Genomic DNA, 23,064 nt, shown 5'->3' with positions numbered 1-23,064 from the left:
CGGAGCAGGCTCCGGGGGTCGATCTGTAGCGGTGGGGAGGCTCGATCTCCCGACCTCACGATTATGAGTCGTGCGCTCTAACCAACTGAGCTACACCGCCATAAATGAGTCAAGCCCGCGTGCCTCACCCCTGTTGGACAACAGGGGCTGGAAACGCGGACCCTCCCATTGAGAGCCCCGACCGGGAATCGATCCCGGGACCTCCATCTTACCAAGATGGCGCTCTACCACTGAGCTATCGGGGCATCGCCCCTTACCGGGGCAACGACATAAAACTCTACCAGCACTTTCTCCGCATCACGAAATCGATTCGGGCCAAAGTGGGCTTCTGTGACCTAAGACACCGTCTTCGCATGTCAGCCGCCTGTCTTGCCGCCTTTTGGCATGGCCCCAACAGTAGACTGGGAAAGGAAACAACATCGTTTCCGCACCGCCGATCCCCCCGCCGGCAGGACTAGATTCTTACAGGAGTGCGCGGATGCCTAGGCACATGGGTCCAGGAACGGTCGTGGGCGGCAGATACCGCCTGCAGGAAAGAATTGGCTCCGGCTCCATGGGGTCCGTCCACCGCGCAGTAGATGAATTCCTGGGCCGTGAAGTGGCCGTGAAACTTATCGCCTCCCTGGCCCGCACGGAAGAAGAACGCAGCCGGAACGAGGCAGAAGCCAAGGTCCTGTCCCAGCTCAACCACCACAGCCTGATCACACTGTTCGACGCCGGCACCGAGGTTTCGCCGTCGGGCACCTCGATCGTGTGGCTGGCCATGGAACTGGTCCAGGGCTCGGACCTCAGCCGCCGGCTGGCAAAGGGCACGTTGCCGCCCCGCCAGGTGGCGCACCTGGCGTACGACCTGGCGATCGGCCTGGACTACATGCACCGCGGCGGCATTGTGCACCGGGACATCAAACCCGCGAATATCCTGCTTTTTGACTACCGGGAAGACGAGAACCGGCTGCGCGCCAAACTCACGGATTTCGGCGTCGCCCAGATGGCCGGCTCTCCGGACCCGCAGGGAGACGAGTTCACCGGCACAGCCGGCTTCATGAGCCCGGAGCAGGTTCGTTCCGAGCCCGCCGGTCCGCACAGCGACGTGTACTCACTGGGTCTCGTGCTGCTGCGCTGCCTTACCGGGAACCGTGCCTTCCCTGGCATGGCTGTAGAAAGCGCACTGGCGCGCCTGTTCCGCGGGCCGGAGATTCCGGATGACCTGGGACCCGAGTGGGTGGGAATCCTGCGGGCCATGACCGCGCTGGAGGCGGCGGAGCGGCCCTCGGCCCACGAGGTGTCCGAAGCCATGCAGGACCTGGCTACGGCCGGCCGCGGACGGCGGAGCACGGCAGCGGACACTGAGCGCGATCGCGCCGCGGAGGAGGTCGCCGCTGTTTCCGAAAACGGACCCGATCCGATCCTCGACCGGATCACTGCCCTGACAGCCCGCATGCTGGACGTGCCGGTGGCGGCCGTTTCGATCGTGGGCGGGGACCGGGTATGGACCATGTCCGGCAGCGGAACGCAACGCGGTTCAGGAGATGCAGCGGACTCCCTTTGCCCCGTGGCCGTGCGCGAAGACTCCCCTTTTATTGTTGACGACGTGCAGAAGGACCCGCGCACTGCAGATGACCCGCGGGTGGCCGCCTCCCCCGGCTTCGGCTTTTACGCCGGCGTGCCCCTGCACAACGCCGAAGGCCAGGCACTCGGCACCCTGTGCATCATGGACCGGAAGGCCCGGAGCTTTACCGGGGAGCAGGAAGCCACCCTGCGCGACCTGGCTGCCCTGGCGGCCGACGTGCTGCAGCTGCGGCGGGATGCGAGGAACGCCAGGGATGCCTGGGAATCCAGCCGCGGCGCAGAACCCCTGCACAGTCAGCAGGCTGTGGCAGACTAGCTCGGGACCGCGCCGAAAGGCGGCCGCATTCCACAGGAGAGCAGCATGGGCCCAGCCAGCAATCCGACCGTACCGGCGGCATGGGAGTTCATGGTCACGGCCATGGGCGCCCTCATCCTGCTGCTGACAGCCGCTGCAGTCTTCTCCCTGGCCAGGGAGAAGACACTGGCGCCGGGCATGAAGTTCCTCTGCCTGCTGGGCGTACTCGGCTTCCCCGTCCTCGGCCCGGCCATCTGGTTCTTCCACCTGCACCGGTCACGGCGCAGCCATCCCGGGAATCCCTCCGAAGACATAGAAGACATAGCTGCGGCCCGGAGACAGGGGCAGCATAACCGGCGTTAAACACAGGAAGGGTGCCCCCTGCGGGACACCCAACCTGTTAGGAACTCTTAGTCGCGGAAACGCGGCTTACGGGCACCCGTTCCGGCACCGGCAGGCTTGCTGAAGCTGCGGTCGCCGTCGAACTTCTTCTTGTACGGGCGGTCCGAACCGCGGTCACCGAAGGAACGCTCGCCGTCACGCTTCTTGAAATCCTTCTTGAAGCCGCCGCGGTCGGCGCGGTCGTGGGATCCGCCTTCACGTGCGGGGCGGCGTCCGTTGTCCAGCTCGAGGTGGATCAGCTCGCCGCCGATCCGGGTGCGGGACAGTGCGCGCAGCTGGTCCTTGGACAGGTCTGCGGGCAGCTCCACCAGGGTGTGGTCGGCACGGATGTCGATGCCGCCGATCTGGGCGGAGGACAGGCCGCCTTCGTTGGCGATGGCGCCGACGATCGAGCCGGGCATCACGCGCTGGCGGCGTCCGACGGCGATGCGGTACGTTGCATTGCCTTCGGTCAGCGGGCGCGTCGGGCCGCGGGAACCGAAGCCGTCGTTCCGGCCTTCGGAACGCTCGCGCTGGCGGGCCGGAGCCTGCGGAATCTCTTCCATCAGCAGCGGGCGGCCGGCCTGGGCCATAACGACCAGGGCTGCGGCGACTTCCTCGGCGGGAACGTCGTTCTCAGCGATGTAATTGGTGACCAGTTCACGGAAGACGGAGAGGTCTTCGGAGTTGCGGGTCTCGGTGATGCGCTCGGAGAACTTGGCCAGGCGCTTGGCGTTGACAACGTCAATGCCGGGCAGCTGCATGTGCTCAACGGGCTGGCGGGTGGCCTTCTCAATGGCCCGCAGCAGGTACTTCTCACGCGGGGTCATGAACAGGATCGCGTCACCGCTGCGGCCTGCACGGCCGGTACGGCCGATGCGGTGCACGTAGGACTCGGTGTCGTGCGGGATGTCGTAGTTGAAGACGTGGCTGATGCGCTCGACGTCCAGGCCGCGGGCGGCGACGTCGGTGGCAACCAGGATGTCGATCTTGCCGTCGCGCAGGGCCTCGACGGTGCGCTCACGCTGCTGCTGCGGGATGTCGCCGTTGATGGCGGCAGCCTTGTAGCCGCGGGACTTCAGCTTGTCGGCGAGGTCCTCGGTGGCCATCTTGGTGCGGACGAAGGCGATGACGCCGTCGAAGTCCTCGGTCTCGAGGATGCGGGACATGGCATCGAGCTTGTGCGGGCCCATGACCTGCACGTAGCGCTGGCGGGTGTTCACACCGGTGGTGGTCTTGGACTTGACCGTGATTTCAGCCGGGTTGTTCAGGTACTTCTTGGCGATCTTGCGGATCGCACCCGGCATGGTGGCGGAGAAGAGGGCAACCTGCTTCTCATCCGGGGTGGTGGAGAGGATCTGCTCCACGTCTTCGGCGAAGCCCATGCGCAGCATTTCGTCAGCTTCATCCAGGACCAGGTACTGCAGGTTGGACAGATCCAGGGAACCCTTGGAGATGTGGTCGATGACACGGCCCGGGGTACCAACAACAACCTGGGCGCCGCGGCGCAGGCCGGCCAGCTGGGGACCGTACGGGGAGCCGCCGTAGACGGGCAGGACGGTGAAGTCGTCCATGTGCACGGCGTAGGAAGTGAAGGCTTCTGCAACCTGCAGGGCCAGTTCGCGGGTCGGGGCAAGGACCAGGATCTGGGTGTCCTTGGTGGGTCCGTTGACCTCGGCCAGTTCAGCCATGCGGGAAAGGGCGGGGACAGCGAAGGCTGCGGTCTTGCCGGTGCCGGTCTGGGCAAGGCCCACGACGTCGCGGCCTTCAAGCAGAACGGGGATGGTGGCGGCCTGGATCGGCGACGGGGTCTTGTAGCCGACGTCGGTCAGTGCGGCGAGGATGCGTGCATCCAGGTTGAAATCGGAGAACAGAATCTCGTTGGCTTCTTCAGCAACGGCTTCGGTGTTTTCTTCGACAATTTCTTGGGTGTTCTCAGGCAAAGGAGTATTCCTCATCAGTGGGGCCGGGCAGCCAGTTCAGGCGGCTGCAAGTACATAAGTCCGGGCACTGTTGCAATCCCAGGCAGGACTCTCCGTCACAGCTGTGGGCCTGAATCACTGGTTTGCGACCGCGGCTCGGTGTGACGATTTCTTTGCCGGCGCTCCCAGGAGATGAATCTGCCCGCATGTTTCATGCGGGCCCCAACACAACGTACCTGCAATGGACTTAGTCCGCAGGAAAATCAGGGAATACCGGAGTGGGGGATTACTCAAGTGTACGGTATTTACGCCCAAGCGCCAGCCAGCGGGGCGTGAGGTCCGGCACATCCGGGTGGGGAAGGGGTTAGAAGGCCTCTTCCAGGGCCGGCCGGCGGCGCAGGACCTTGCGGATTTCCGGGGACAGGTACTGGCCGGATTCCCCCGCCCCCTGCAGCAGTGCATGCTGCTCAGGGGCGAGCCCGGCAAAGACGTCGGCCACTGTTACTCCGTGCTCGGGCCGGGAAAGGACCTGCACGGTGTCTCCGGCCTGGATGGTGCCGCGCTTCAGTACGCGGAGATAGGTTCCCAGCCGGTTCGCTGCGGCGAAACGGGCGACCCACTTCGGCTGGCCCATGTACTGGGCGAAGTTGCGGCACGGGGTGCGCGGGCAGGTCACTTCCAGCTCCACGGATTCCCCCACCCGCCACCGCTCCCCCACCACGGCATGGGAGGCATCAATGCCGGCAACCCTGAGGTTTTCGCCGAACCGGCCGGGAGGTACCGCTTGTCCCAGCTCGGCTTCCCAAAACTCGGCGTCTTCCTGCGAATAGGCATAGATGGCCTTGGACTCACCGCCGTGATGCCGGCGGTCCGCCTGCACGTCCCCGGTCAGTCCCAGGGCATAGACCTTCACCGGGCCGTCGGCGGGGCGTTTGTCGATGGCGCTGACGCCCACGGCGTCAGAGGTCGGCCGTAGAACGTGGACGCGGCATACGGCCAGGAGTGATCCGGAACTCATAGGCAACAGTCTAGGGCCGGGGCGCCGGAGGGTGCGCTGCGGCGTGGCCGGGGCGCCACCAGGCGCTGGGCCGGTTGGGCCAGAGCAGGGCGAACCACCAGGCCAGCATGCCGGCTCCGCAGAAAACGCCCGCACTGGCGAGCATCAAGTACGGGAGGGGCGCCTGCGAGTCCAGGTCCTGTGCTCCCAGCAGGACGGCGATTGTCTTGGGGGATAAGTAGAACACCACGGTGGAGACTGCCAGCAGGATCCATCCGGCCAGGCGCGTCAGGCGCCGCGAGGAATGCAGTCCATACAGGCCGGAGGCAATCAGCGGCAGGAACAGCGCCACCCAGACCCAATGGTGGGACCAGGAGACGGGCGACACGAGCAGCATGAGCAGAGCCGCCGCCGCCAAGGCGAGGAGATGGGAGCCCTGCAGGGTAGCCAGGCGGATGACGACGGCGGCGGCTGCCGCCGCGGCCACGCTCAGCAGCAGCCAGTAGGGTGCCACCTCGGCGTCACCCCCGGCAAAGTGCAGCAGTGCGCCGCGGATGGAGAGATTGTCGATGTAGCCGCCGCCGCCCACACGCGAGGTGTCCGGCAGCAATTCACCCCAGTAGATCTTCGATTCCCGCGGAAGAATCAGGAAGCCGAGCGCAAACGCCGCAAGGAACCCGAAGGCCATGTTCCGCAGGCCCCGCCAGTCTCCGCGCACCAGGAAGTAGAAGGCGAACGCCAGCGGAGTGAGCTTGAGTCCCGCTGCGGCCCCGGTCAGCAGGCCCCGGGGCCAGCTATCCCTCCGCTCGAGGAAATCAAGCATCACCAGGGCGAACAGCAGGATGTTGACCTGCCCGAAGGCCATGGTGTCCCGCCATGGACCCAGCGCGGCCACAAGGCCAAAAGAGACAATGGCGGCAGGCCGAAGCCAAAAGCCCCGGAGGACGGCACCAATGCTGTGCCTGCCGCTGAAATGGCTGACCAGCCACAGCGCCGTCAGCGCTGTGACGGCCAGGGACAAGCCGAAGAAAACGTCAAAACCGATTCGTTCCCCAAACGGAGCCAGCACCGCGAACAGCAGGGCGGCCGCCGGCGGGTAGGTAAACATCAGCCCGGGATTGGGATCGTTGGGGATACTGACGGAATAGAGCTCACCCGTTGCATCGATCACGCTCTGGCCCCCGGCGAGGTACACCCGAAAATCGATGCCGTCCCGGGGCGCAACAGTGAAGGCGAAAAACAGCAGACCGGCTGCGGCGGCCACGGCGCCCAGTGTGAGCGCGGCAGCAGCAGCATGCGAGCGCCGTACCCTGGCCATGTGCCTGTCCCTCCGGCCTGCTCCCGGGCAGGCGAGGGATACTCTACCGGGGCTGCCCTCCGGCCGGAGTGGGGACAGCGATATTTCAGTGCCGCCGGCGCAGCATTCACTTTCGGAGATGACGCACCAGCCTGTCCCCTCTCTCCCCCGCGGGCGCGGGCGCGAGCGGCTACCTCCGGAAGTCGGGCTACCGTAGGAAGCAAAGACGTACCCGCGTCCCGCTTCGGCGGAAGAATCCCCTTCGCTTAGGAGACCACCAGGTTGAGCACTTCCTCCACCGGCACCCCGCTGCCCGGCACCATGCGCATTGCTTCGGTGGCGTGGATCGTTGCCGCCGCCGTCCTGATCCTTGCCGGCGGATCCTTCCTCTTCACGGCACAGACCCAGCGGCAGGACAGCCAGGGACTGCTGAGCCTGGGGATCCTGGGCATCGCCCTGGGTCTGCTGACGGGCTTTTACGCCTTCCGCCTGCGCCGCGGCAAGCGCAGCAGCAGGGAAACCCTCACCACGCTGGGTCTCATCGTGGGAGTTCCGCTGCTGTTCCGGGGGCCCTCGCTGATGGCTCTGGGCCTGCTCCTGCTGTTCTGCGCAGCACTGCTCTGGATGCCGCAGAGCAGCCGGTTCTACGCCCTGCGGGACCCGGTGGTGCGTAAGCGCAGGCTGACCGGACGCCGCTGAAGCTCCTGGCCTCCGCCGAAACCCTAGTCCGCACAGCACGAAGCCCTGCCGGTTCTGGAACGAACAGGCAGGGCTTCGTACTGTCCTAGAGCTGGTTCAGGGCCTGGTCAAGGTCCGCGATCAGGTCTTCGACGTCCTCGATGCCCACCGAGAGCCGCAGCAGGTTCTCGGGGACAGCAAGCTCCGTCCCCTTCACGGATGCATGCGTCATTTCCGACGGATAGTTCATGAGGGACTCGACGCCGCCCAGGGACTCGGCCAGCGTAAAGACCTTCGTGGCCTCCGCTACCTTGCGCGCCGCAGCTTCACCGCCCTTGAAGGACACCGAGACCATGCCGCCGAAGTCCTTCATCTGGGCCTTGGCCAGATCATGTCCCGGATGGTCTTCCAGCCCCGGGTACAGCACGGACTCGACGGCAGGCTGACCCTGCAGCCACGTGGCCACCGCCATGGCATTGGAGGAATGGCGGTCCATCCGGACGCCGAGGGTCTTCAGGCCGCGCGTGGTCAGCCAGGCCTCCATCGGAGCGGAGACCGCACCCACCGCGTACTGGATGAAGCCGATCTTCTCGGCGGCGGCGTCGTCGTCCAGGATGACTGCGCCGCCCACCGCATCCGAGTGCCCGCCGATGTACTTGGTGGTGGAGTGCACCACAATGTCCGCACCGAGGGCGAGCGGCTGCTGCAGGTAGGGGGACGCGAAGGTGTTGTCCACCACCAGGAGGGCACCGGCGTCGTGCGCTGCCTGGGCGACCGCAGCAATATCGGAGATCTTCATCATCGGGTTCGACGGCGTCTCGAGCCAGACGATCTTCGTGTTGCCGGCGGCAATGGCCGTTTCGAGCGCTGGAATGTCGGACATGTCCACCGCTGCGTTGGTGATACCCCAGGCCGAAAGCACCCGGTTGATCAGGCGGTAGGTTCCGCCATAGGCATCGTTGCCGAGGACGATGTGGTCCCCCGGTGCCAGCAGTGCCCGGATCAGGGCGTCTTCGGCAGCCAGTCCGGAGCTGAAGGAGAACGCGTGGCGGCCGCCTTCGAGCGCAGCGAGCTGTTCCTGCAGCGCATCGCGGGTCGGATTGGTGCCGCGGCCGTATTCGTACCCGTTGCGCAGCCCTCCGATCCCGTCCTGGGCGTACGTGGTGCTCTGGTACAGCGGCGGAATCACCGCTCCGGTCGTCGGGTCCGGGGTCTGCCCGGCGTGGATGGCGCGGGTGTTGAAGCCTTCGGTCATGGTTCTTCCTCCTTGTGCCGGCGGACCGGCGGTCGGGGCGTTGGTCGTCTGCCTAGGCGCTCAGGTAGTTGAGCAGGTCGCGGCGGGTGAGGATGCCGTGCCAGGTTCCACCGGAGGAGACCAGCAGCGTGTCGGCTTCGGCCAGGCGCTCACGGGCCGCGGACACGGATTCGGCTGCACCGATCTGCGGCAGCTTGGGCGCCAGGTGCTCGCTCACGGGATCGCCGGGCTTGGCTTCTCCGCGGAAGAGCTTTTCGGTCAGCGAGCGCTCGTCCACCGATCCGTGGACTTCGCCCAGCACCGCAGGCGGTTCGTGGGCGAGGACCGGGAGGCTGGCAGCGCCGTGCCGTCCCAGCAGTTCCACCGCTTCCAGGACGGTGGCGGATTTGGGGACAAACACCGCTGCGTCCCCTGCCTTGGCGGCCAGCACGTCCGCCACGGTGGCGTCCTCGCCCTCTTCGGCCAGGAACCCGTGGGACTTCATCCAGCCGTCATTGAAGATCTTGCCGATGTAGCCGCGGCCGGAATCCGGCAGCAGGACGACCACGACGTCGTCGGGCCCCAGGTCTTTGGCAGCGCGCAGCGCTGCGACCACGGCCATGCCGGAGGATCCGCCTACCAGCAGGCCCTCTTCCCGGGCTAGGCGGCGGGTCATGGTGAAGGATTCAGCATCGTTCACGGCGATGACTTCATCCGGGACCGACGGATCGTAGTTGCCCGGCCACATGTCCTCGCCCACTCCTTCGACGAAATAGGGGCGTCCGGTACCGCCGGAGTACACGGAACCTTCGGGGTCTGCGGCAATGATCTTCACCGGACCCGCTGCACGGCCGGCAGAGACTTCCTTCAGGTACCGTCCGGTGCCGGTAATGGTTCCGCCGGTTCCCGCGCCGGCCACGAAGTGGGTCACCTTCCCCTCGGTGTCGGCCCAGATTTCGGGTCCGGTGGACTCAAAGTGGCTGGCGGGGGCCGCCGGATTGGAGAACTGGTCCGGCTTGTAGGCGCCGTCAATTTCCCGGACCAGCCGGTCGGAGACGCCGTAGTAGGACTCCGGGCTTTCGGGGGCGACGGCGGTGGGTGTCACCACGACCTCCGCACCGTAGGCGCGCAGCACGTCGCGCTTTTCCACGCCCACTTTGTCCGGGGTGACGAAGATGCACTTGTAGCCCTTCTGCTGGGCCACCAATGCCAGGCCGACGCCGGTGTTGCCGCTGGTCGGTTCGACGATGGTTCCGCCGGGCTGCAGCGTGCCTTCGGCTTCCGCCGCCTCGATCATCCGCACCGCGATGCGGTCCTTGATGGAACCGCCGGGATTGAGGTACTCCAGCTTCACGAGCACCGTGGCTTCGATGCCTTCGGTGACGTGGTGGAGTTTCACCAGCGGGGTGTTGCCGATCAGGTCCAGGACAGTATTGGCATACTTCATGGGCACCACGTTACTGTCTTGGCCCCAAAGGAGCAGGTCCCGCTGAACACGGCGTAGCAAACGTTCCTGCATACTTGCCCATTTGGGACAGAAGTAGCCTTGCGCCGTGCGAGCATGGTGGCATGTCTTCCGGTACCGCAGCAGAAATTCCCGCTGCCGCTGCCGGCGCCTGCGGCAGGGCCCGGACTTCCGGGGCCAGCGCCGGGTTTGAATTCTCCCGGCCGCTGGACCTCGCTGCGACCCTGCGCATTGTGGCGCACGGCGGCGGGGATCCCACGGTCCGATTAGGCGGCTCGAGTGCCTGGCTGTCCTTCCGCACGGCTTCCGGTCCCGTGACGCTCCTTCTGGTGCAGAGCGGGGGCACGCTGCGGCCGCCCGCCCGGGTCTCGGCGCAGGCATGGGGCCCCGGTGCCGCCGAGGCACTGCAGTCCGTCCCGGCGCTGCTGGGCGAATTCGACCATTGGACGGGTTTTGACGACCCGGCGTTTATGGCTACGCTGCCGCCTGCCCTCCAGGAGGCCCGCCGGCGCCATCCAGGTCTCCGCCTGCCCAGCACCGGGCGGATCATCGAGTCCCTGGTTCCCGTGGTCCTGGAGCAGAAGGTCACCCAGATGGAGGCGTACCACGCCTGGCGGTACCTGGTGCAGCGCTTTGGCCGGCCGGCTCCGGGCCCGGCACCGGCCGGGCTCATGACAGCCCCTGACGCTGCCGGCTGGCGGAAGGTTCCCAGCTGGGACTGGCACCGGGCCGGCGTGGATTCGCACCGCTCCCGGACCATCCTGGGCGCCTGTTCGGCGGCGTCGGGCCTGGAACGCCTGGCCGCGCAGCCGCTGGGACCCGGGGTCTCCGCGAAGCTGCAGTCCGTGCCCGGTATCGGGCCGTGGAGCGCGGCCGAAATCCTGCAGCGCACGCACGGCTCCCCCGACGACGTTTCGGTGGGAGACTTCCATCTGGCCGCATACGTGGGCGCGGCACTTACCGGTAAACGGACCGACGACGCCGGGATGCTGGCGCTGCTGGAACCGTGGCGCGGACACCGCCAGCGGGTGGTGCGGCTGATCGGGCTGACCGGCTTCCGCAAACAGGCCTTCGGCCCGCGCCTGTCCCCGCAGGACCACCGCCGTCACTGACCGGGGTGTGGACGGCAGTGTTCGCCTAGAGTTATTCCCATGAGTGCACCCGTAGACCTGACCGCCGTTTTCGTCCCGAACCCCGGAGAGTTCTTCCGGGTCAAGCTGGCCCTGGAGATCGCCATTGAGCAGGTCACCGCGGAGCCTGGATGCCTGCGCTACGAAATCACCGAGGAGTCCGAGGACCGGATTGTGCTGAGCGAGCAGTGGGCCTCCGAGGAAGACCTTGACCGCCATGCCCGCGGCGCGGCCAAGCAGGACCTCGACGAATCCCTCAGCGCCCTGCTGGCCGAGCCGGTGGCCCTGCACCGGGGTTAGGAACCGCCATCAGGGCTGAGCTCCAGCCGGTGGATGGAACCCGGTTCCGCACCAAACCGGCGCAGGACGGCAACCACGGCTTCTTCGTGCTCGTCATCCACTGCCGCGGAGACACGCAGCCGGTCTTCGAAGTCGAGCTGGCGTACTTCTGAGCGGAACACCTGGGAGTGGATCCTGCCGGTGTATACGGTGGTCTCGGTGAGCTCCAGCGACCTGGCTCCGGCCATGAGCATGGCATCGCGCAGCCCGTCGATCCGTTCGGTGTTCACGATCGCACTGACCACGTGCAGCCGGGGTCCGCCCGGCTGGACGGCAGCCTCGCGTCCCTCTCCTGCACCCCGCCCGCTGGTGGAAGGCCGGGTGGTGACACCGCTCAGCGAATAACCGGACTGGCCCTGCTGCACCAGATCCAGTGAGTCCTGCTCCGGACCCGGCTCACGCAGTCCAATGGTCTTGCTGATGACGGCTGCAGCGATCCAGCTGACGACGAAGGAAAAGAGGACCACGCAGACGATCGCCACGGTCTGGTGCCATAGCAGGGCCCCGCCTCCGCCGGTTAAAACGCCGTCTTCGCTGACCGGGTTGATGCTGCTGTCAGCGAAGAAGCCCAGCAGGAATGAACCTGTCACCCCACCCACGAAGTGCACGGCGATGACGTCCAGCGCGTCGTCGTAATGCAGGACGCGCTTCAGCCCCACGGCAAAGCAGCAGACACATCCGGCGATCAGGCCGATGAGCAGCGCTGCACCGGTGCCGACATAACCCGCGCAGGGAGTGATGGTGGCCAGCCCGGCCACCGCACCGGACACGGCTCCCACCAAAGTTGAATGGCCGCTGGTCAACCGCTCCACGAGCAGCCACGTCAGCATGGCCGCCCCTCCGGCAACGTGGGTGTTCACCAGTGCCTGGGCAGCGATGCCGTTGGCCTGCAGTCCGTCTCCGGCGTTAAAGCCGAACCAGCCGAACCACAGGATTCCGGCACCCACAAGCATCAGCGGCAGGTTGTTGGGTGAAGTCTTCAGCCTGGGCCAGCCCCGCCGGCGCCCCACCACCAGCAGCACAGCGATGGCCGCGGCACCTGCCGAGGCATGCACCACGATCCCGCCGGCCCAGTCCTGGGCACCGAGCTGGGTCAGCCAGCCCTTGGGGTGCCAGAGCCAGCGGGCGACCTGGGGATAGACCAGGATCGAAAAAGCCACGAGGAACACTGTCCAGCCGGCGAACCGCAGCCGTCCCGCGGTGGCACCGGTCAGCAGCGCCGGGGTAATGATCGCGAACATCATCTGGTAAGCCACGAACGCGAGCGCCGGAATGGTGACTCCGGTGGTCACGGTATGGAACTGCGGCGTATCCACCCCGATCAGGGCGAAAGCATCAAACTCCCCCACAATCGAGTTCCCCTGGTTACTGAAGGCCAGCGTGTAGCCCACAAGCACCCAGGTCACGGTGATGACGCCGAGCGGAATGATGTTCTGCATCATCATGGTCAGCACGTTCCGCACGGGAACCATGCCGCCGTAGAAAAGCGCCAGCCCGGGTGTCATAAACAGCACCAGGCCGGCGCAGACCAGCACCCATGCGGTATCCGCCCCGTTCACAGCCGGGCTCCGGTCCGGGGCACCCGGTGTCCGTGGGAACCGGAAAGCCACGGAATTCGTGCCCGGACTCCGCCGAAGAAATACTTCCTTGAAAGATTGCCTGTTTCGATTGCCAGGAGTGTCCGCATCCGATCCCCGCTTCCAACTCGTATCCGCATGAGTGGTGCCGCCGAGGGGCCGTGAGAATTGGTGGGGTGTCCCCGGCGAATCGAGCTTACCGGCCGGGAAGCGGCGTTTAGAAGGCCGGAAGCCGAAACCGCCGGTGCCGGAGGCAAACACGGATCAGGTGTTTGCCTCCGGCACTCTGCGCGCTAGTTGGCGTTCGGTCCGGTCACGCCGTGCGGGTCGATCACGTACTTTCGTGCCGCCCCCGAATCGAACTCCCGGTACGCTTCCGGTGCGCCGTCCAAACTGATGGCTGTCGCGTTCACGGCCTTGGCGATCTGCACCTTGTCGTTGAGGATCGCCATCATCAGGTCACGGTTGTACTTCATGACCGGACACTGGCCGGTGGTGAAGGACAGGGACTTTGCCCAGCCCGTCCCCAGGCTCAGGGAGAGCGAGCCAACCTTCGCTGCCTCGTCCACTCCGCCCGGATCACCCGTGACGTAGAGTCCGGGGATGCCAAGCGCACCGCCGGCGGCGGTGACATCCATCAGTGAGTTCAGCACGGTTGCCGGTGCTTCGGATCCGGATCCGTGGCCGTGGCCGCGGGCTTCGAACCCCACAGCATCAACGCCGCAGTCGACCTCTGGCACACCGAGCAGCTGCTCGATCTGGTCCCGTGGATCGCCCTTGGAGATATCCACCGTTTCGCAGCCGAAGCTGCGCGCCTGGGCCAGGCGGTCCTCATTGAGGTCACCGACAATGACGACGGCGGCACCGAGCAGCTGGGCACCGGCTGCAGCGGCCAGTCCTACTGGTCCCGCACCGGCGATATAGACGGTGGAACCGGTCCGCACCCCGGCCGTTATGGCGCCGTGGTAGCCGGTCGGGAAGATATCCGAGAGCATGGTCAGGTCCATGATCTTCTCCATGGCCTGGTCCTTGTCCGGGAACTTCAGCAGGTTCCAGTCCGCGTAGGGCACCAGCGCATACTCGGCCTGGCCGCCCACCCATCCGCCCATGTCCACGTAGCCGTAGGCACTGCCGGGCCGGTCGGGATTAACGTTCAGGCAGACACCGGTCTTGCGTTCCTTGCAGTTCTTACACCTGCCGCAGGAGATGTTGAAGGGAACCGACACCAGATCCCCCACCTTGATGAATTCGACGCCGGGGCCGGTTTCAACCACCTCGCCGGTGATTTCATGGCCAAGGATCAGGTTGGGCGGTGCCGTGGTGCGGCCCCGGACCATGTGCTGGTCAGAGCCGCAGATGTTCGTTGTTACCACCTTCAGGATTGCGGCGTGGGGCAGTTTCCGCCCCACGTTGGCCGGGTTCACACCCGGTCCGTCCCTCAACTCGAAAGTCGGATAGTCGATGTCCTGGACTTCCACGACACCGGGTTCGATGTATGCAATTGCTCGATTACCGCTCATGGTTCCTCGCCTTGTCACCTAGGTCCTCATTGACTGGTTCCCCGGCAGGCAGGCAGCCGGAGGCCGCTTCGCTCCCCCGGGAGCCCGAGCCTACAACGCGAGCCGGTATGCGGCTAGGGCGAAAGACGCCGATCCGAGAGGTCCAACCGACGCTGCAGCCTTCCTTAAAGCGCAGCGGGCAGCCCCTCCGTCCTGGAGGGGCTGCCCGTCAATGCATTAATGGTGAAGGCGCGTAAGGCGCCGGCACGCTGGCTAGCTCGCCTGACCGTCCTGGCTTGCCGCCGCCTGGCCCTTTTCCTGGGCTGCGATCTGCTCATGGACGGCCTTCATGTCCAGGCCCTTGACGGCTTCAACCAGTTCGGTGAACTGGTTGGCGTTCAGGGCGCCGGGCTGGGAGAAAACGAGCACCTTTTCACGGAAGGCCATCAGTGTGGGGATCGACGTGATGCCGGCGGCGGCTGCGAGCCCCTGCTCAGCCTCCGTGTCCACCTTCGCGAAGGTGACGTCTTCATGCTGCTGCGAGACGGCGTCGTAAACCGGTGCGAACTGCTTACACGGGCCGCACCAGTCAGCCCAGAAGTCAACGAACACAATGTCGTTGTCCTCGATGGTCTCGGGGAACGTTGCCTCGGTGATGTCGATAGTTGCCATGGAACCAACGCTATCGGTCCCATGCGGGGATGTCTGCAACTGTTCGCTCTACGGTGAAGGGCCTGGTTAGGCCATGGCGGAGTATCCCATGTGGGTGACTTTGGCTATTACCGGCATGGCATCATGCAGTTTCTCCCGATCCGCATCGGTGAGCTGGGCCAGCATGCCGGCCAGCAGCGAGTTGCGCTGTTCCGTTTCGACAGCCAGTTTGCGGCTGCCGTCCGGGGTGAGCGTGACCCTGACGCCGCGGGAGTCCAGCGGATCGGGGCTCCTTCGCACCAGTCCGGCGTGTTCCAGCCGGATAATCTGTTCAGTCGCACTGGGAACCTTGATCCCGAGGTTCCGGGCAATGTCACTGACCCGCATGCCGTCTCCGGAGACCATCCGCAGGGTGCCCAGCTGATTGGCAGTAATCCCGAACTCCGTGTCCATATGGCGTACCAGGAAGACAGCTTCACGCAGCGCCTCGATGAAGTCCTCAGCTAAGCGGTCCAGAGCTGTTTCCTCGTTCATGCTTAAGAAGCCTAGACCGCCTAGTCATCTGGGGTTAGGGGCCTCACCGTACTTGCCTGTTTTCCGGCAAGATTGCGTGAACCGGCGGTTCTGCCCTGCCGGTACTCCGCCGGCGGGTTAGGTTGGGCAACAAAAATCCCGCCCCAGCCTGAGGCTGGAGCGGGATTCTTCTTCGGTGGCAGATGAGGGATTCGAACCCCCGTAGGCATTGCCAGCTGATTTACAGTCAGCCCCCTTTGGCCGCTCGGGTAATCTGCCGAAGGCCTTCTTGCGAAGACTTTGTCCGCGGTAACCGCGGGCAAGACAACTTTACAGAAGATTGGCCGCAGAATCGAATCGGGCTCCGGGGCTAGCGTCCGCGGGCGATCCGGGAGCTGATTTGGGCGTAAAAACCCTGGGCCTGTTCGGTGCTGACCTCGCCCCAGGAGACGGCCTCCTCGAGCTCTGTCCGGACACCTGCGAGGCGTTCGGCAGCCGAGGGCCCCTGCCAGGCAACAAAGCCTCCGGCTGCTTGACCTGTCCTGGTTTCCGAAGGCGCGGCCTCCGGGCTGCCGGGCACGCCGGCCTGGGCAGGAGCGGCTGCAGCGCCGAGGCCCGTCACGGAGACTGCGGCCAGGACCGATGACGCCGCAGCGGTCCGCAGCAACACACCCGGCCGCCGCCGGCCGGGAGGCGGGGGCTCCAGATCAGGCCCCGGCCCGGATGATCCTTTGTTCTGCTCGCTCATGCGCCCAAGCTTTCCGTGTCCGCTTGAGAGTACTGTGCACGCGGGCTGTACGTCCGCTGTGAGGCATGCCTCCTGCCCGCGAGCGCGGCCTACCGATTAGGCTTGGAGTCAGGAAAGTCCAACAGCCCTCCAAACCAAGGAGTCCACCATGGCCAGTGAGTCGACATTCGACGTCGTCAGCAAGATCGACAAGCAGGAAGTTGCCAATGCCCTGAACCAGGCGCAGAAAGAGATCGCGCAGCGCTACGACTTCAAGGGCGTCGGCGCGGAGATTGATTTCAGCGGCGAGAAGATCCTGATGAAGGCGAACTCCGAGGACCGGGTCAAAGCCGTCCTGGACGTCTTCCAGTCCAAGCTGGTCAAGCGCGGCATCTCGCTGAAGTCCTTCGACGACGGCGAGCCCTACGCATCGGGCAAGGAGTACCGCATCGAGGGCACCATGAAGGAAGGCATCGCCCAGGACCAGGCGAAGAAGATCAACAAGCTGATCCGCGACGAAGGCCCCAAGGGCGTTAAGTCCCAGATCCAGGGCGATGAACTGCGTGTCAGCTCCAAGTCCCGGGACGACCTGCAGGCCACCATGGCGCTGCTCAAGGGCGCGGACCTCGACGTCGACCTGCAGTTCATCAACTTCCGCTAAGCCCGCGCAGTTCCGCAGCGCAGAAGCAAACGACGGCGGCGCCCCCATTCCGGGGAGCGCCGCCGTCGTTGTTTGTGGTTTCGGGGGCCGTCAGGGTGCCAGTTCGACGTCGTCAGCTGCCGGACCATCGGTCTCCGGATCCTGCAGTGCCGCGCCGCCAACGGCCTCGCCCTGCCAAGTCAGCAGCTCCCAGGCGTGCCCGCGGGCCTCTGGCCGGGGCGTGGTTTCCAGGACGACGATCCCGGTGTTGCTCAAAGAATTTTGCACAATGAAGTCCGGCCCGACGTTCCTGGCCCGCAGTGTTGCCCAGGCCCGGATGATGGCGCCGTGGCTGAACACCACCGGGACTCCATGCCCCGCCCGCTGGAGTTCAGCGACCACCTCGTCGAAGCGGCCGATCGTTTCCGCGCCGTCCGGCCCGCCGGGCATCTGGACGGAGAGGTCGCCGTTCACCCAGGCGTAGACCGTCCGCAGGTAGGCCTGGATCGATTCCGGGTCACCCCGCATTTCCAGGGTCCCTGCTGAGACTTCCCGCAGGCCCTCGCGTACTTCGATTGGCTGGGCCAGTGCGTCTGCCAGCGGCTGCGCCGTCAGCTGCGTCCGGATGAGGTTCGACGCGTAGACCGCACTGACCTGCTCATGTCCCAGGGCCTTGGGAAGCGCTGCTGCCTGCGCCATCCCCAGCTCGGTCAGTCCGGGCCCGGGCGCGTCCGTGTCCAGCAGTCGTTCAATATTCGACGGCGTCTGTCCGTGACGGACCAGAATCAGGCGCATCGCTGCATTCCTTCCCAGTTACCTGCCAGTGGCATTCCGCGCTGCTCCACAGACTAGGAGCCGAGCGGGTGTCCGGCCATGTTTTCCAGGCGGCGAATCCGATCAGCCATGGGCGGGTGGGTCGCCAGCAGGCCGCGGACACCGTTGCGGAAGGGATTGGCGATCATCAGGTGGGAGGTATTCACCAGTTTCTGGTCGGTGTTGGGCAGGGGCGCCTGCTGGGTACCCGTCTCCAGCTTGCGCAGTGCCGAGGCAAGCGCCAGCGGATCGTCGGTGAGCTTCGCGCCGTCTTCATCGGCGTCGTACTCCCGGGTCCGGCCAATGGCCATCTGGATCAGGCTCGCCGCCAGCGGAGCGAGGATGGCCATGGCAATCATGGCCAGCGGGTTGGCGTTGCGCCGGTCACCGCCGCCGAAGAACAGCAGGAACTGCCCGAGGGACGTGATGACGCCGGCAATCGCGGCGGCAATGGAGGAGGTGAGGATGTCGCGGTTGTAGACATGCATGAGCTCATGGCCGAGCACCCCGCGCAGCTCGCGTTCGTTCAGCAGCGCCAGGATCCCCTGGGTGCAGCACACCGCAGCGTTCTGCGGGTTCCGTCCGGTCGCAAAGGCGTTGGGGGCCATGGTCGGGGAAATGTAGAGCCTCGGCATCGGCTGGCCGGCCTTGGCTGAGAGCTCGCGGACAATCCGGTACATTTCGGGGGCCTGCGCTTCCGTCACCGGCACGGCGTGCATGGCGCGGATAGCCAGCTTGTCACTGTTCCAGTAGCTGTATGCCGTGGTGGCCAGGCCGATGAGAAGGAAGATCCAGATAAACGCGGAGTTGCCCGTACCGCTGGAGAGCAGGCCGCCGATTCCCAGCAGCACGGCGAAGAGCACCCCGAAGAGGACTGCAGTCTTCAAACCGTTGAAATGTCGGTGCACGTGTACACGATCCTTCCTGGGCGGAAGGCCCCCGCCTCCCACGGGAGGGCAGGTCCAAAACCTTCCGCATTGACGTTTTCCGTAACCCTTAACGTATTTGCACCGCGCACTGTTCCGCGCACGCTTCGAGGGTGGGTTACGGTTCCCCGGTTACGGTTCCGGGTGCCGGGCGTCGTATCGCGCGAAGGCGGGCTGCACGCGGGCCAGGACGACGACGGCGGCAACGCACGCGAGTCCGCCAGCCACCGCGGCCCATCCCTCCCCGAGGAACGATGCGTCAATCCCGGAGACCAGGTCCCCCAGCCGCGGCCCGCCGGCGACCACCACGACGAAGACGCCCTGCAGCCTGCCGCGCATCGCATCGGGGGTAGCGGCCTGCAGGATCGTCGAGCGGAAGACACCGCTGATCGAGTCGGCGATCCCCGCAGCCCCCATGGCCAGCGCCGCCGGCAGCAGCCACGGCGAGACCGCGCCGCCGTCGTGCTCTCCGGCGAGCACCACCACAACACCGAAGGCGGCGACCGAGAGTCCCCAGGCCACGACCGACCACATCACGGCCAGCCCCTGCCGGCGAACCAGGCCCAGCGGGCCGGAGAAAAGCCCGGCAAGGAAGGAGCCCGCGGCGGTCGCTGCGAGCAGGATTCCCACCGTCTCGGCGCCGCCGCCGAGCATCAGTGCTCCGATGGCGGGCAGCAGTGCCCTGGGCTGGGCCAGGACCATGGCCGCCAAATCGACGATGAACGTCATGCGGATGTTCGGACGCGTGCCCAGGAAGGTAAAGCCTTCCAGTACGGACTTGAGGCCGGCCTTCTGGACCTGGCCGACGGGCGGCATCGGCTTCAGCCGGTAGAGCGCCCACATGGCCGCGGTGAAGGTGACGACGTCGATCGTGTAGGTCCAGCCGTACCCCACCTGGCCCACCAGCACGCCGGCAAGGAGGGGCCCGATGGCCATCGCCAGGCCGAAGGTGATCATGCTCAGGGCGTTGGCGGCGGGAAGGAGCTCGGGACGGATCAGGCGCGGAATGATGGCACTGCGGGCCGGGTGGTTGAGTCCGCCGGCCCCGGAGTTGATAGCCACGAGGACAAACAGCAGCCAGACGTTGTCCAGGCCCAGCCACGCCTGGACCGCAATTCCGATCGTGGTCAGCCACAGGACGACGGCGGAGAAGAGTGCGACTTTCCGGCGGTCGTAGGCGTCCACCACCGAGCCGCCATAGAGACCGGCCAGGATCAGCGGAACCAGGCCCACCACCCCGAGCATGCCGACGTACAGGCTGGAGCGGGTCAGGTCGTAGACCTCCAGGCTCACTGCCACCAGCGTGAGCTGCGTTCCGATTGCGGAGAGTGCTGTTCCGGTCCAGAGCCGGCGGTAATCCGGGCTCTCACGCAGCGGGGTCAGGTCAGCGAGCAGTCTTGGCACCAGAGCAGTCTAAGCGAGCACAGCCCCCGGGACCGGCAGCTCGCCGGGGACGGCGCGGGGGATGCCGCTGGCGATGTGACGGCTCGAAAAGGCAGGACGAAAGCATGCTTAGGGTATTCTGTTTCGCACCTCTCCCCCCATTAAAGGAGGCCCGCCATGCTGACCCGCGACGTTGCCGACGGCATCCACCTGATCCAGCACGCATACACGAATGCGTACCTCGTTGAGGGCGGCGGCGAAGTCATGATTGTCGACACGGGCCTGCCTGCTGCCCAGCACGCGATTTCCAGTGCCGTGCGTTCGCTGGGCTACGGACCCGGTTCCGTCAGCGCCATTGTGCTGACTCACGGGCATTTCGACCACACAGGCACCGCCGCGAAGCTGCGCACGGAGTTCCGTGCTCCCATCCTGGCCCATCCGGCAGACCATTACATCGCTGCACATCCGTACCGGTACGCCCACGAACGGCCGCGGCTGGAATACCCGGTGCGTTTCCCCGCAGCCCTCCGCTGCCTTGGTGCCATGACCCTGGCCGGGGCGTGGATGGTGCGGGGCGTCAGCGATGTCCTGGAGCTGGCCCCCGACTCCGGCGCCACCCTGCCCGGGGCTCCGGACCTGCTTGCGACCCCCGGCCACACCGCAGGGCATGTGGCCCTGCACTTTCCCGAGCGCGGCGCAGTGATCTGCGGAGATGCGCTGGTAACACTGAATCCCTACACCGGCCAGACCGGACCGCAGATTGTCTCCGGAGCAGCCACGGCCAACAGCGCCGCCGCACTGGACTCGCTCCAGGTCCTGGCCGGCACCGGAGCTCCGCTGCTGCTGCCCGGACACGGGGACCCCTGGACCCAAGGTGCCGAAGCCGCCGTCGAGCAGGCGCTGGCGAAGGGTGCCAGCTAGCTGCCGCTGCCGGCAGGCCGGCCCGGCGGGGAATCGGTGCCGTCCAGCTCCTGCGCCACGATGCCGTGCAGTTCAGGGTCCGCAACCGGCCGGAAGTGGCCCATGGCGTCCAGGATGATGTTCCTGGCGCCGTCCAAGGCGCTGCCGCCTGGGATATGCGGGTCGAAGGACGCATACACGGATGAAATGCGCGCGTTTACCTCCAGGCTGGCCTGAAGCAGGCGCAGGTTCCGGTCCCGCGGAGAAAACGCTCGGATGGCAGGGATCAGGAACAACCGGGCGTACGGCGAACCCGAGAACGGGGTGTTGACAGCCACCATCCGGGTGATGCGGTGCCCCTCGGGGCCCAACATCACGCTCTTGCCGATCAGGCCTCCCTTGCTGTGCGCCACGATTGCCGCCTGCCAAAGGTCCTCCTGTTTGAGGTAGTCCTCTACCCTGCGTGCCATCTCATCCACGCGCCCGCGGTTGTAGCCCAGGGTCTTGACGGTGTGTACCGGGTGCCCGTGTTCGGCGAGCGCCGCCGCCAGCGGGCGCAGGAACTGCCAGTTCTCGTAGACCCCGGGTATCAGCACCACCGGCTGGCGCAGCTTGCTGCCGCCTGCGGGACGCAGATAGGGTGCCGGATCCAGCCGGCAGAGAAAGCCCTGAATCTGCCAGCGGGCAACGTAGGCGTAGTCGGCTGCCCAGGCCGCCGCAAGGGCCACGCGGCGCCGGACCCCCGGGCGCGAAGGCTGCTCCGGTGGGTGGGCTCCCCGCGCCCTGGGCCTCACGTCCCTGCCTCCACCATCCTGTGCACCCAGGCGGCAGTCTCTGCCGGACGGTTCCACATCAGGACGTGCGGCGCACCGGGAACCTCCCCAATGAGGATCCCGGGGCGTGCGCCCTGCAGCCGCAGCAGCCACGAGGGCGGAACAATGGGGTCCCGGGCACCGCGGACGACGGCGACCGGGCAGGACACCAGCGCCAGGCGGTCTTCCAGGCGGTGATCCATCATCCTCCGCAGGGTGGACAGGTACCAGGGCGGCCCGGCGCGCAGGTAATCAGTGAACAGGATCCGGTTGAGTGCCGGCCGCTCGCGCAGTGTGTCCTGGGCCAGCCGCATGCCCTGCAGGACGGCATGGTGTTCGGCCCGGTTTACCGTAGGGCCCAGCAGCAACAGCGAAGAGACCGTCTCGGGTGACAGGATGGCGGTCTCCACGGCCACCTGTCCACCCATGGAGTGGCCCACCATGTGGGCCCTGCCGATTCCCGCCTGGCGCAGGGCCTGGAGAACCACGTCCGCATATCCCTGCATGGTCAGCGGCTCGGGCGGGCGCGGCAGTCCGGCGTGGCCGGGCAGTTCCAGGCAGTGCACCCGGGCGCCGGCGGACAGCTCGGCGGCGAGGCGCTCGAAGTACCGCGCCGAAGCGCCGATGCCGTGGACCAGCACAATGTCCGGCCCCTCCTTGCCCGAGGTGCGCAGGCCGACGTCGTACTCTCCCACACGCAGGCGCTGCACCTTCGTTTCCGCCGCGGTTCCGGACACCTTGTCTCCTTCGGGTTGGCAGCCGCCGAGGCGCTGCAGGCTCCACCCTAGCGCCAGGCTTAGGGTGGCCTTATTATGAGTTATTCAAAATAAGGGAGTATGATAGTTCCATGACTTCCACAGCAGCATCCGCGGCAACCACTGACAAGTGGTCAGCGCAGCTGCGTGCACACGGACGCCGGGTGACCAAGCAGCGCCTGGCCGTGCTGGACGCCGTCGACCACTCACCGCACGCAGATGCGGAAGAAGTCGCAGCTATTGTGCGGACCACCCTTCCGGACATCAGCCTCCAGTCTGTCTACGTAGTCCTCACCGACCTCACCGACACCGGACTCCTGCGCAGGATCGAGCCGCCGCATTCGCCGGCGCGCTACGAGACCCGTGTGAATGACAACCACCATCATGCAATCTGCACCGGCTGCGGCCGGATCGAAGACGTGGACTGCGCCGTCGGGCACGCACCGTGCCTGACGCCCAGCGACACCCACGGCATGAACATCCAGATTGCGGATGTCCTGTACCAGGGGCTCTGCTCCGACTGCGCAGCAAAGGCGAGCGCAGCACAGAGACCCTGATTCA

General features: G+C 66.1%; 23 protein-coding genes and 3 tRNA genes. 8 read left to right on the top strand and 18 right to left on the bottom strand.

Annotated features, from left to right (window positions below; all coding sequences use genetic code 11):
- Positions 1-26: 26 nt before the first annotated feature.
- A tRNA-Met gene (locus tag LOC59_RS02750) sits at positions 27-100 on the bottom strand.
- Positions 101-173: 73 nt separating this feature from the next.
- Positions 174-245, bottom strand: a tRNA-Thr gene (locus LOC59_RS02745).
- Between the two features lie 263 nt (positions 246-508).
- Between LOC59_RS02745 and LOC59_RS02740 the strand changes: the two genes are divergently transcribed.
- A complete protein-coding gene (locus LOC59_RS02740) occupies positions 509-1,885 on the top strand; it encodes a protein kinase domain-containing protein (protein WP_227915529.1) in 1,377 nt (458 codons plus the stop codon).
- A 45-nt stretch (positions 1,886-1,930) separates the two neighbouring features.
- The gene (locus tag LOC59_RS02735) at positions 1,931-2,227 is read left to right on the top strand and encodes a PLDc N-terminal domain-containing protein (protein ID WP_227915530.1); all 297 of its coding nucleotides are present in this window, start codon (positions 1,931-1,933) and stop codon (positions 2,225-2,227) included.
- Positions 2,228-2,274: 47 nt separating this feature from the next.
- Here LOC59_RS02735 and LOC59_RS02730 read toward each other — a convergent pair whose 3' ends face one another.
- From LOC59_RS02730 to LOC59_RS02720, 3 genes are all read right to left on the bottom strand, one after another.
- The gene (locus LOC59_RS02730) at positions 2,275-4,203 is read right to left on the bottom strand and encodes a DEAD/DEAH box helicase (RefSeq protein WP_227894221.1); all 1,929 of its coding nucleotides are present in this window, start codon (positions 4,201-4,203) and stop codon (positions 2,275-2,277) included.
- A gap of 328 nt (positions 4,204-4,531) precedes the next feature.
- Entirely contained in the window at positions 4,532-5,185 is a 654-nt protein-coding gene (locus LOC59_RS02725) for an MOSC domain-containing protein (RefSeq protein WP_227915531.1), read from the bottom strand.
- 10 nt (positions 5,186-5,195) lie between these two features.
- A complete protein-coding gene (locus LOC59_RS02720; RefSeq protein ID WP_227915532.1) occupies positions 5,196-6,482 on the bottom strand; it encodes a glycosyltransferase 87 family protein in 1,287 nt (428 codons plus the stop codon).
- Between the two features lie 261 nt (positions 6,483-6,743).
- Here LOC59_RS02720 and LOC59_RS02715 point away from each other — a divergent pair, with 261 nt between their 5' ends.
- Positions 6,744-7,160, top strand: coding sequence for a hypothetical protein (locus LOC59_RS02715; RefSeq protein ID WP_227894218.1), 417 nt, complete (start codon positions 6,744-6,746; stop codon positions 7,158-7,160).
- Positions 7,161-7,245: 85 nt separating this feature from the next.
- Here LOC59_RS02715 and LOC59_RS02710 read toward each other — a convergent pair whose 3' ends face one another.
- The gene (locus tag LOC59_RS02710) at positions 7,246-8,394 is read right to left on the bottom strand and encodes a cystathionine gamma-synthase (RefSeq protein WP_227894217.1); all 1,149 of its coding nucleotides are present in this window, start codon (positions 8,392-8,394) and stop codon (positions 7,246-7,248) included.
- A gap of 52 nt (positions 8,395-8,446) precedes the next feature.
- On the bottom strand, positions 8,447-9,820 hold the full coding sequence (locus LOC59_RS02705; protein ID WP_229970529.1) for a cystathionine beta-synthase: 1,374 nt from the start codon (positions 9,818-9,820) through the stop codon (positions 8,447-8,449).
- Between the two features lie 122 nt (positions 9,821-9,942).
- Between LOC59_RS02705 and LOC59_RS02700 the strand changes: the two genes are divergently transcribed.
- Complete coding sequence (locus LOC59_RS02700) at positions 9,943-10,950, top strand: DNA-3-methyladenine glycosylase family protein (RefSeq protein WP_229970527.1); 1,008 nt, start codon at positions 9,943-9,945, stop codon at positions 10,948-10,950.
- A gap of 39 nt (positions 10,951-10,989) precedes the next feature.
- Entirely contained in the window at positions 10,990-11,268 is a 279-nt protein-coding gene (locus LOC59_RS02695) for a putative quinol monooxygenase (RefSeq protein ID WP_227915535.1), read from the top strand.
- On the opposite strand, the gene amt is transcribed toward LOC59_RS02695, so the two are convergent.
- The 6 genes from amt to LOC59_RS02665 all read right to left on the bottom strand — a co-directional run bounded on the left by amt (position 11,265) and on the right by LOC59_RS02665 (position 16,295).
- Positions 11,265-12,866, bottom strand: a complete 1,602-nt coding sequence (gene amt / locus LOC59_RS02690) for an ammonium transporter (protein ID WP_229970525.1) — start codon at positions 12,864-12,866, stop codon at positions 11,265-11,267. The genes LOC59_RS02695 and amt overlap by 4 nt on opposite strands.
- 311 nt (positions 12,867-13,177) lie before the next feature.
- Positions 13,178-14,404 (bottom strand): formaldehyde dehydrogenase, glutathione-independent, encoded by a 1,227-nt coding sequence (gene fdhA / locus LOC59_RS02685; RefSeq protein WP_227894212.1) that lies wholly within the window; start codon positions 14,402-14,404, stop codon positions 13,178-13,180.
- Between the two features lie 252 nt (positions 14,405-14,656).
- The gene (gene trxA / locus LOC59_RS02680) at positions 14,657-15,055 is read right to left on the bottom strand and encodes a thioredoxin (protein ID WP_227894211.1); all 399 of its coding nucleotides are present in this window, start codon (positions 15,053-15,055) and stop codon (positions 14,657-14,659) included.
- Between the two features lie 66 nt (positions 15,056-15,121).
- On the bottom strand, positions 15,122-15,568 hold the full coding sequence (locus LOC59_RS02675; RefSeq protein ID WP_227894210.1) for a MarR family winged helix-turn-helix transcriptional regulator: 447 nt from the start codon (positions 15,566-15,568) through the stop codon (positions 15,122-15,124).
- A gap of 176 nt (positions 15,569-15,744) precedes the next feature.
- Positions 15,745-15,826 (bottom strand) — tRNA-Tyr (locus tag LOC59_RS02670).
- Positions 15,827-15,917: 91 nt separating this feature from the next.
- Positions 15,918-16,295, bottom strand: coding sequence for a hypothetical protein (locus tag LOC59_RS02665; protein WP_229970523.1), 378 nt, complete (start codon positions 16,293-16,295; stop codon positions 15,918-15,920).
- A gap of 148 nt (positions 16,296-16,443) precedes the next feature.
- Between LOC59_RS02665 and LOC59_RS02660 the strand changes: the two genes are divergently transcribed.
- Positions 16,444-16,935: a YajQ family cyclic di-GMP-binding protein gene (locus LOC59_RS02660; RefSeq protein ID WP_191747349.1), complete on the top strand. Its 492-nt coding sequence runs from the start codon at positions 16,444-16,446 to the stop codon at positions 16,933-16,935.
- A 90-nt stretch (positions 16,936-17,025) separates the two neighbouring features.
- On the opposite strand, the gene LOC59_RS02655 is transcribed toward LOC59_RS02660, so the two are convergent.
- The 3 genes from LOC59_RS02655 to LOC59_RS02645 form a co-directional block, all read right to left on the bottom strand.
- The gene (locus tag LOC59_RS02655) at positions 17,026-17,709 is read right to left on the bottom strand and encodes a histidine phosphatase family protein (RefSeq protein ID WP_227915537.1); all 684 of its coding nucleotides are present in this window, start codon (positions 17,707-17,709) and stop codon (positions 17,026-17,028) included.
- A 53-nt stretch (positions 17,710-17,762) separates the two neighbouring features.
- The gene (gene htpX, locus LOC59_RS02650; protein WP_227894207.1) at positions 17,763-18,635 is read right to left on the bottom strand and encodes a zinc metalloprotease HtpX; all 873 of its coding nucleotides are present in this window, start codon (positions 18,633-18,635) and stop codon (positions 17,763-17,765) included.
- A gap of 150 nt (positions 18,636-18,785) precedes the next feature.
- A complete protein-coding gene (locus tag LOC59_RS02645; RefSeq protein ID WP_229970521.1) occupies positions 18,786-20,057 on the bottom strand; it encodes an MFS transporter in 1,272 nt (423 codons plus the stop codon).
- A 156-nt stretch (positions 20,058-20,213) separates the two neighbouring features.
- Here LOC59_RS02645 and LOC59_RS02640 point away from each other — a divergent pair, with 156 nt between their 5' ends.
- Positions 20,214-20,957 (top strand): MBL fold metallo-hydrolase, encoded by a 744-nt coding sequence (locus LOC59_RS02640; protein ID WP_227894205.1) that lies wholly within the window; start codon positions 20,214-20,216, stop codon positions 20,955-20,957.
- Here the strand turns inward: LOC59_RS02640 and LOC59_RS02635 are convergent.
- Together LOC59_RS02635 and LOC59_RS02630 are read right to left on the bottom strand one after the other, a co-directional pair.
- On the bottom strand, positions 20,954-21,664 hold the full coding sequence (locus LOC59_RS02635; protein ID WP_229970519.1) for an esterase/lipase family protein: 711 nt from the start codon (positions 21,662-21,664) through the stop codon (positions 20,954-20,956). The two genes, LOC59_RS02640 and LOC59_RS02635, sit on opposite strands and share 4 nt — an antisense overlap.
- A gap of 62 nt (positions 21,665-21,726) precedes the next feature.
- On the bottom strand, positions 21,727-22,485 hold the full coding sequence (locus LOC59_RS02630) for an alpha/beta fold hydrolase (protein ID WP_229970517.1): 759 nt from the start codon (positions 22,483-22,485) through the stop codon (positions 21,727-21,729).
- Between the two features lie 110 nt (positions 22,486-22,595).
- Here LOC59_RS02630 and LOC59_RS02625 point away from each other — a divergent pair, with 110 nt between their 5' ends.
- Entirely contained in the window at positions 22,596-23,060 is a 465-nt protein-coding gene (locus LOC59_RS02625) for a Fur family transcriptional regulator (RefSeq protein WP_227894202.1), read from the top strand.
- Positions 23,061-23,064 lie beyond the last annotated feature (4 nt).

Source organism: Arthrobacter sp. zg-Y916 (assembly GCF_020907385.1).
GTDB classification, from domain to species: Bacteria; Actinomycetota; Actinomycetes; order Actinomycetales; family Micrococcaceae; genus Arthrobacter_B; species Arthrobacter_B caoxuetaonis.
This window is presented reverse-complemented; position numbering and strand designations above follow the sequence as displayed.

Excerpts from the sequence above, each read along its gene's own strand:
- LOC59_RS02735 (WP_227915530.1), top strand. The coding sequence starts at position 1,931 with ATGGGCCCAGCCAGCAATCCGACCGTACCGGCGGCATGGGAGTTCATG.
- LOC59_RS02730 (WP_227894221.1), bottom strand. The coding sequence starts at position 4,203 with ATGAGGAATACTCCTTTGCCTGAGAACACCCAAGAAATTGTCGAAGAA.
- LOC59_RS02725 (WP_227915531.1), bottom strand. The coding sequence starts at position 5,185 with ATGAGTTCCGGATCACTCCTGGCCGTATGCCGCGTCCACGTTCTACGG.
- LOC59_RS02720 (WP_227915532.1), bottom strand. The coding sequence starts at position 6,482 with ATGGCCAGGGTACGGCGCTCGCATGCTGCTGCTGCCGCGCTCACACTG.
- LOC59_RS02710 (WP_227894217.1), bottom strand. The coding sequence starts at position 8,394 with ATGACCGAAGGCTTCAACACCCGCGCCATCCACGCCGGGCAGACCCCG.
- LOC59_RS02705 (WP_229970529.1), bottom strand. The coding sequence starts at position 9,820 with ATGAAGTATGCCAATACTGTCCTGGACCTGATCGGCAACACCCCGCTG.
- LOC59_RS02700 (WP_229970527.1), top strand. The coding sequence starts at position 9,943 with ATGTCTTCCGGTACCGCAGCAGAAATTCCCGCTGCCGCTGCCGGCGCC.
- LOC59_RS02695 (WP_227915535.1), top strand. The coding sequence starts at position 10,990 with ATGAGTGCACCCGTAGACCTGACCGCCGTTTTCGTCCCGAACCCCGGA.
- fdhA (WP_227894212.1), bottom strand. The coding sequence starts at position 14,404 with ATGAGCGGTAATCGAGCAATTGCATACATCGAACCCGGTGTCGTGGAA.
- trxA (WP_227894211.1), bottom strand. The coding sequence starts at position 15,055 with ATGGCAACTATCGACATCACCGAGGCAACGTTCCCCGAGACCATCGAG.
- LOC59_RS02675 (WP_227894210.1), bottom strand. The coding sequence starts at position 15,568 with ATGAACGAGGAAACAGCTCTGGACCGCTTAGCTGAGGACTTCATCGAG.
- LOC59_RS02665 (WP_229970523.1), bottom strand. The coding sequence starts at position 16,295 with ATGAGCGAGCAGAACAAAGGATCATCCGGGCCGGGGCCTGATCTGGAG.
- LOC59_RS02660 (WP_191747349.1), top strand. The coding sequence starts at position 16,444 with ATGGCCAGTGAGTCGACATTCGACGTCGTCAGCAAGATCGACAAGCAG.
- LOC59_RS02655 (WP_227915537.1), bottom strand. The coding sequence starts at position 17,709 with ATGCGCCTGATTCTGGTCCGTCACGGACAGACGCCGTCGAATATTGAA.
- LOC59_RS02640 (WP_227894205.1), top strand. The coding sequence starts at position 20,214 with ATGCTGACCCGCGACGTTGCCGACGGCATCCACCTGATCCAGCACGCA.
- LOC59_RS02625 (WP_227894202.1), top strand. The coding sequence starts at position 22,596 with ATGACTTCCACAGCAGCATCCGCGGCAACCACTGACAAGTGGTCAGCG.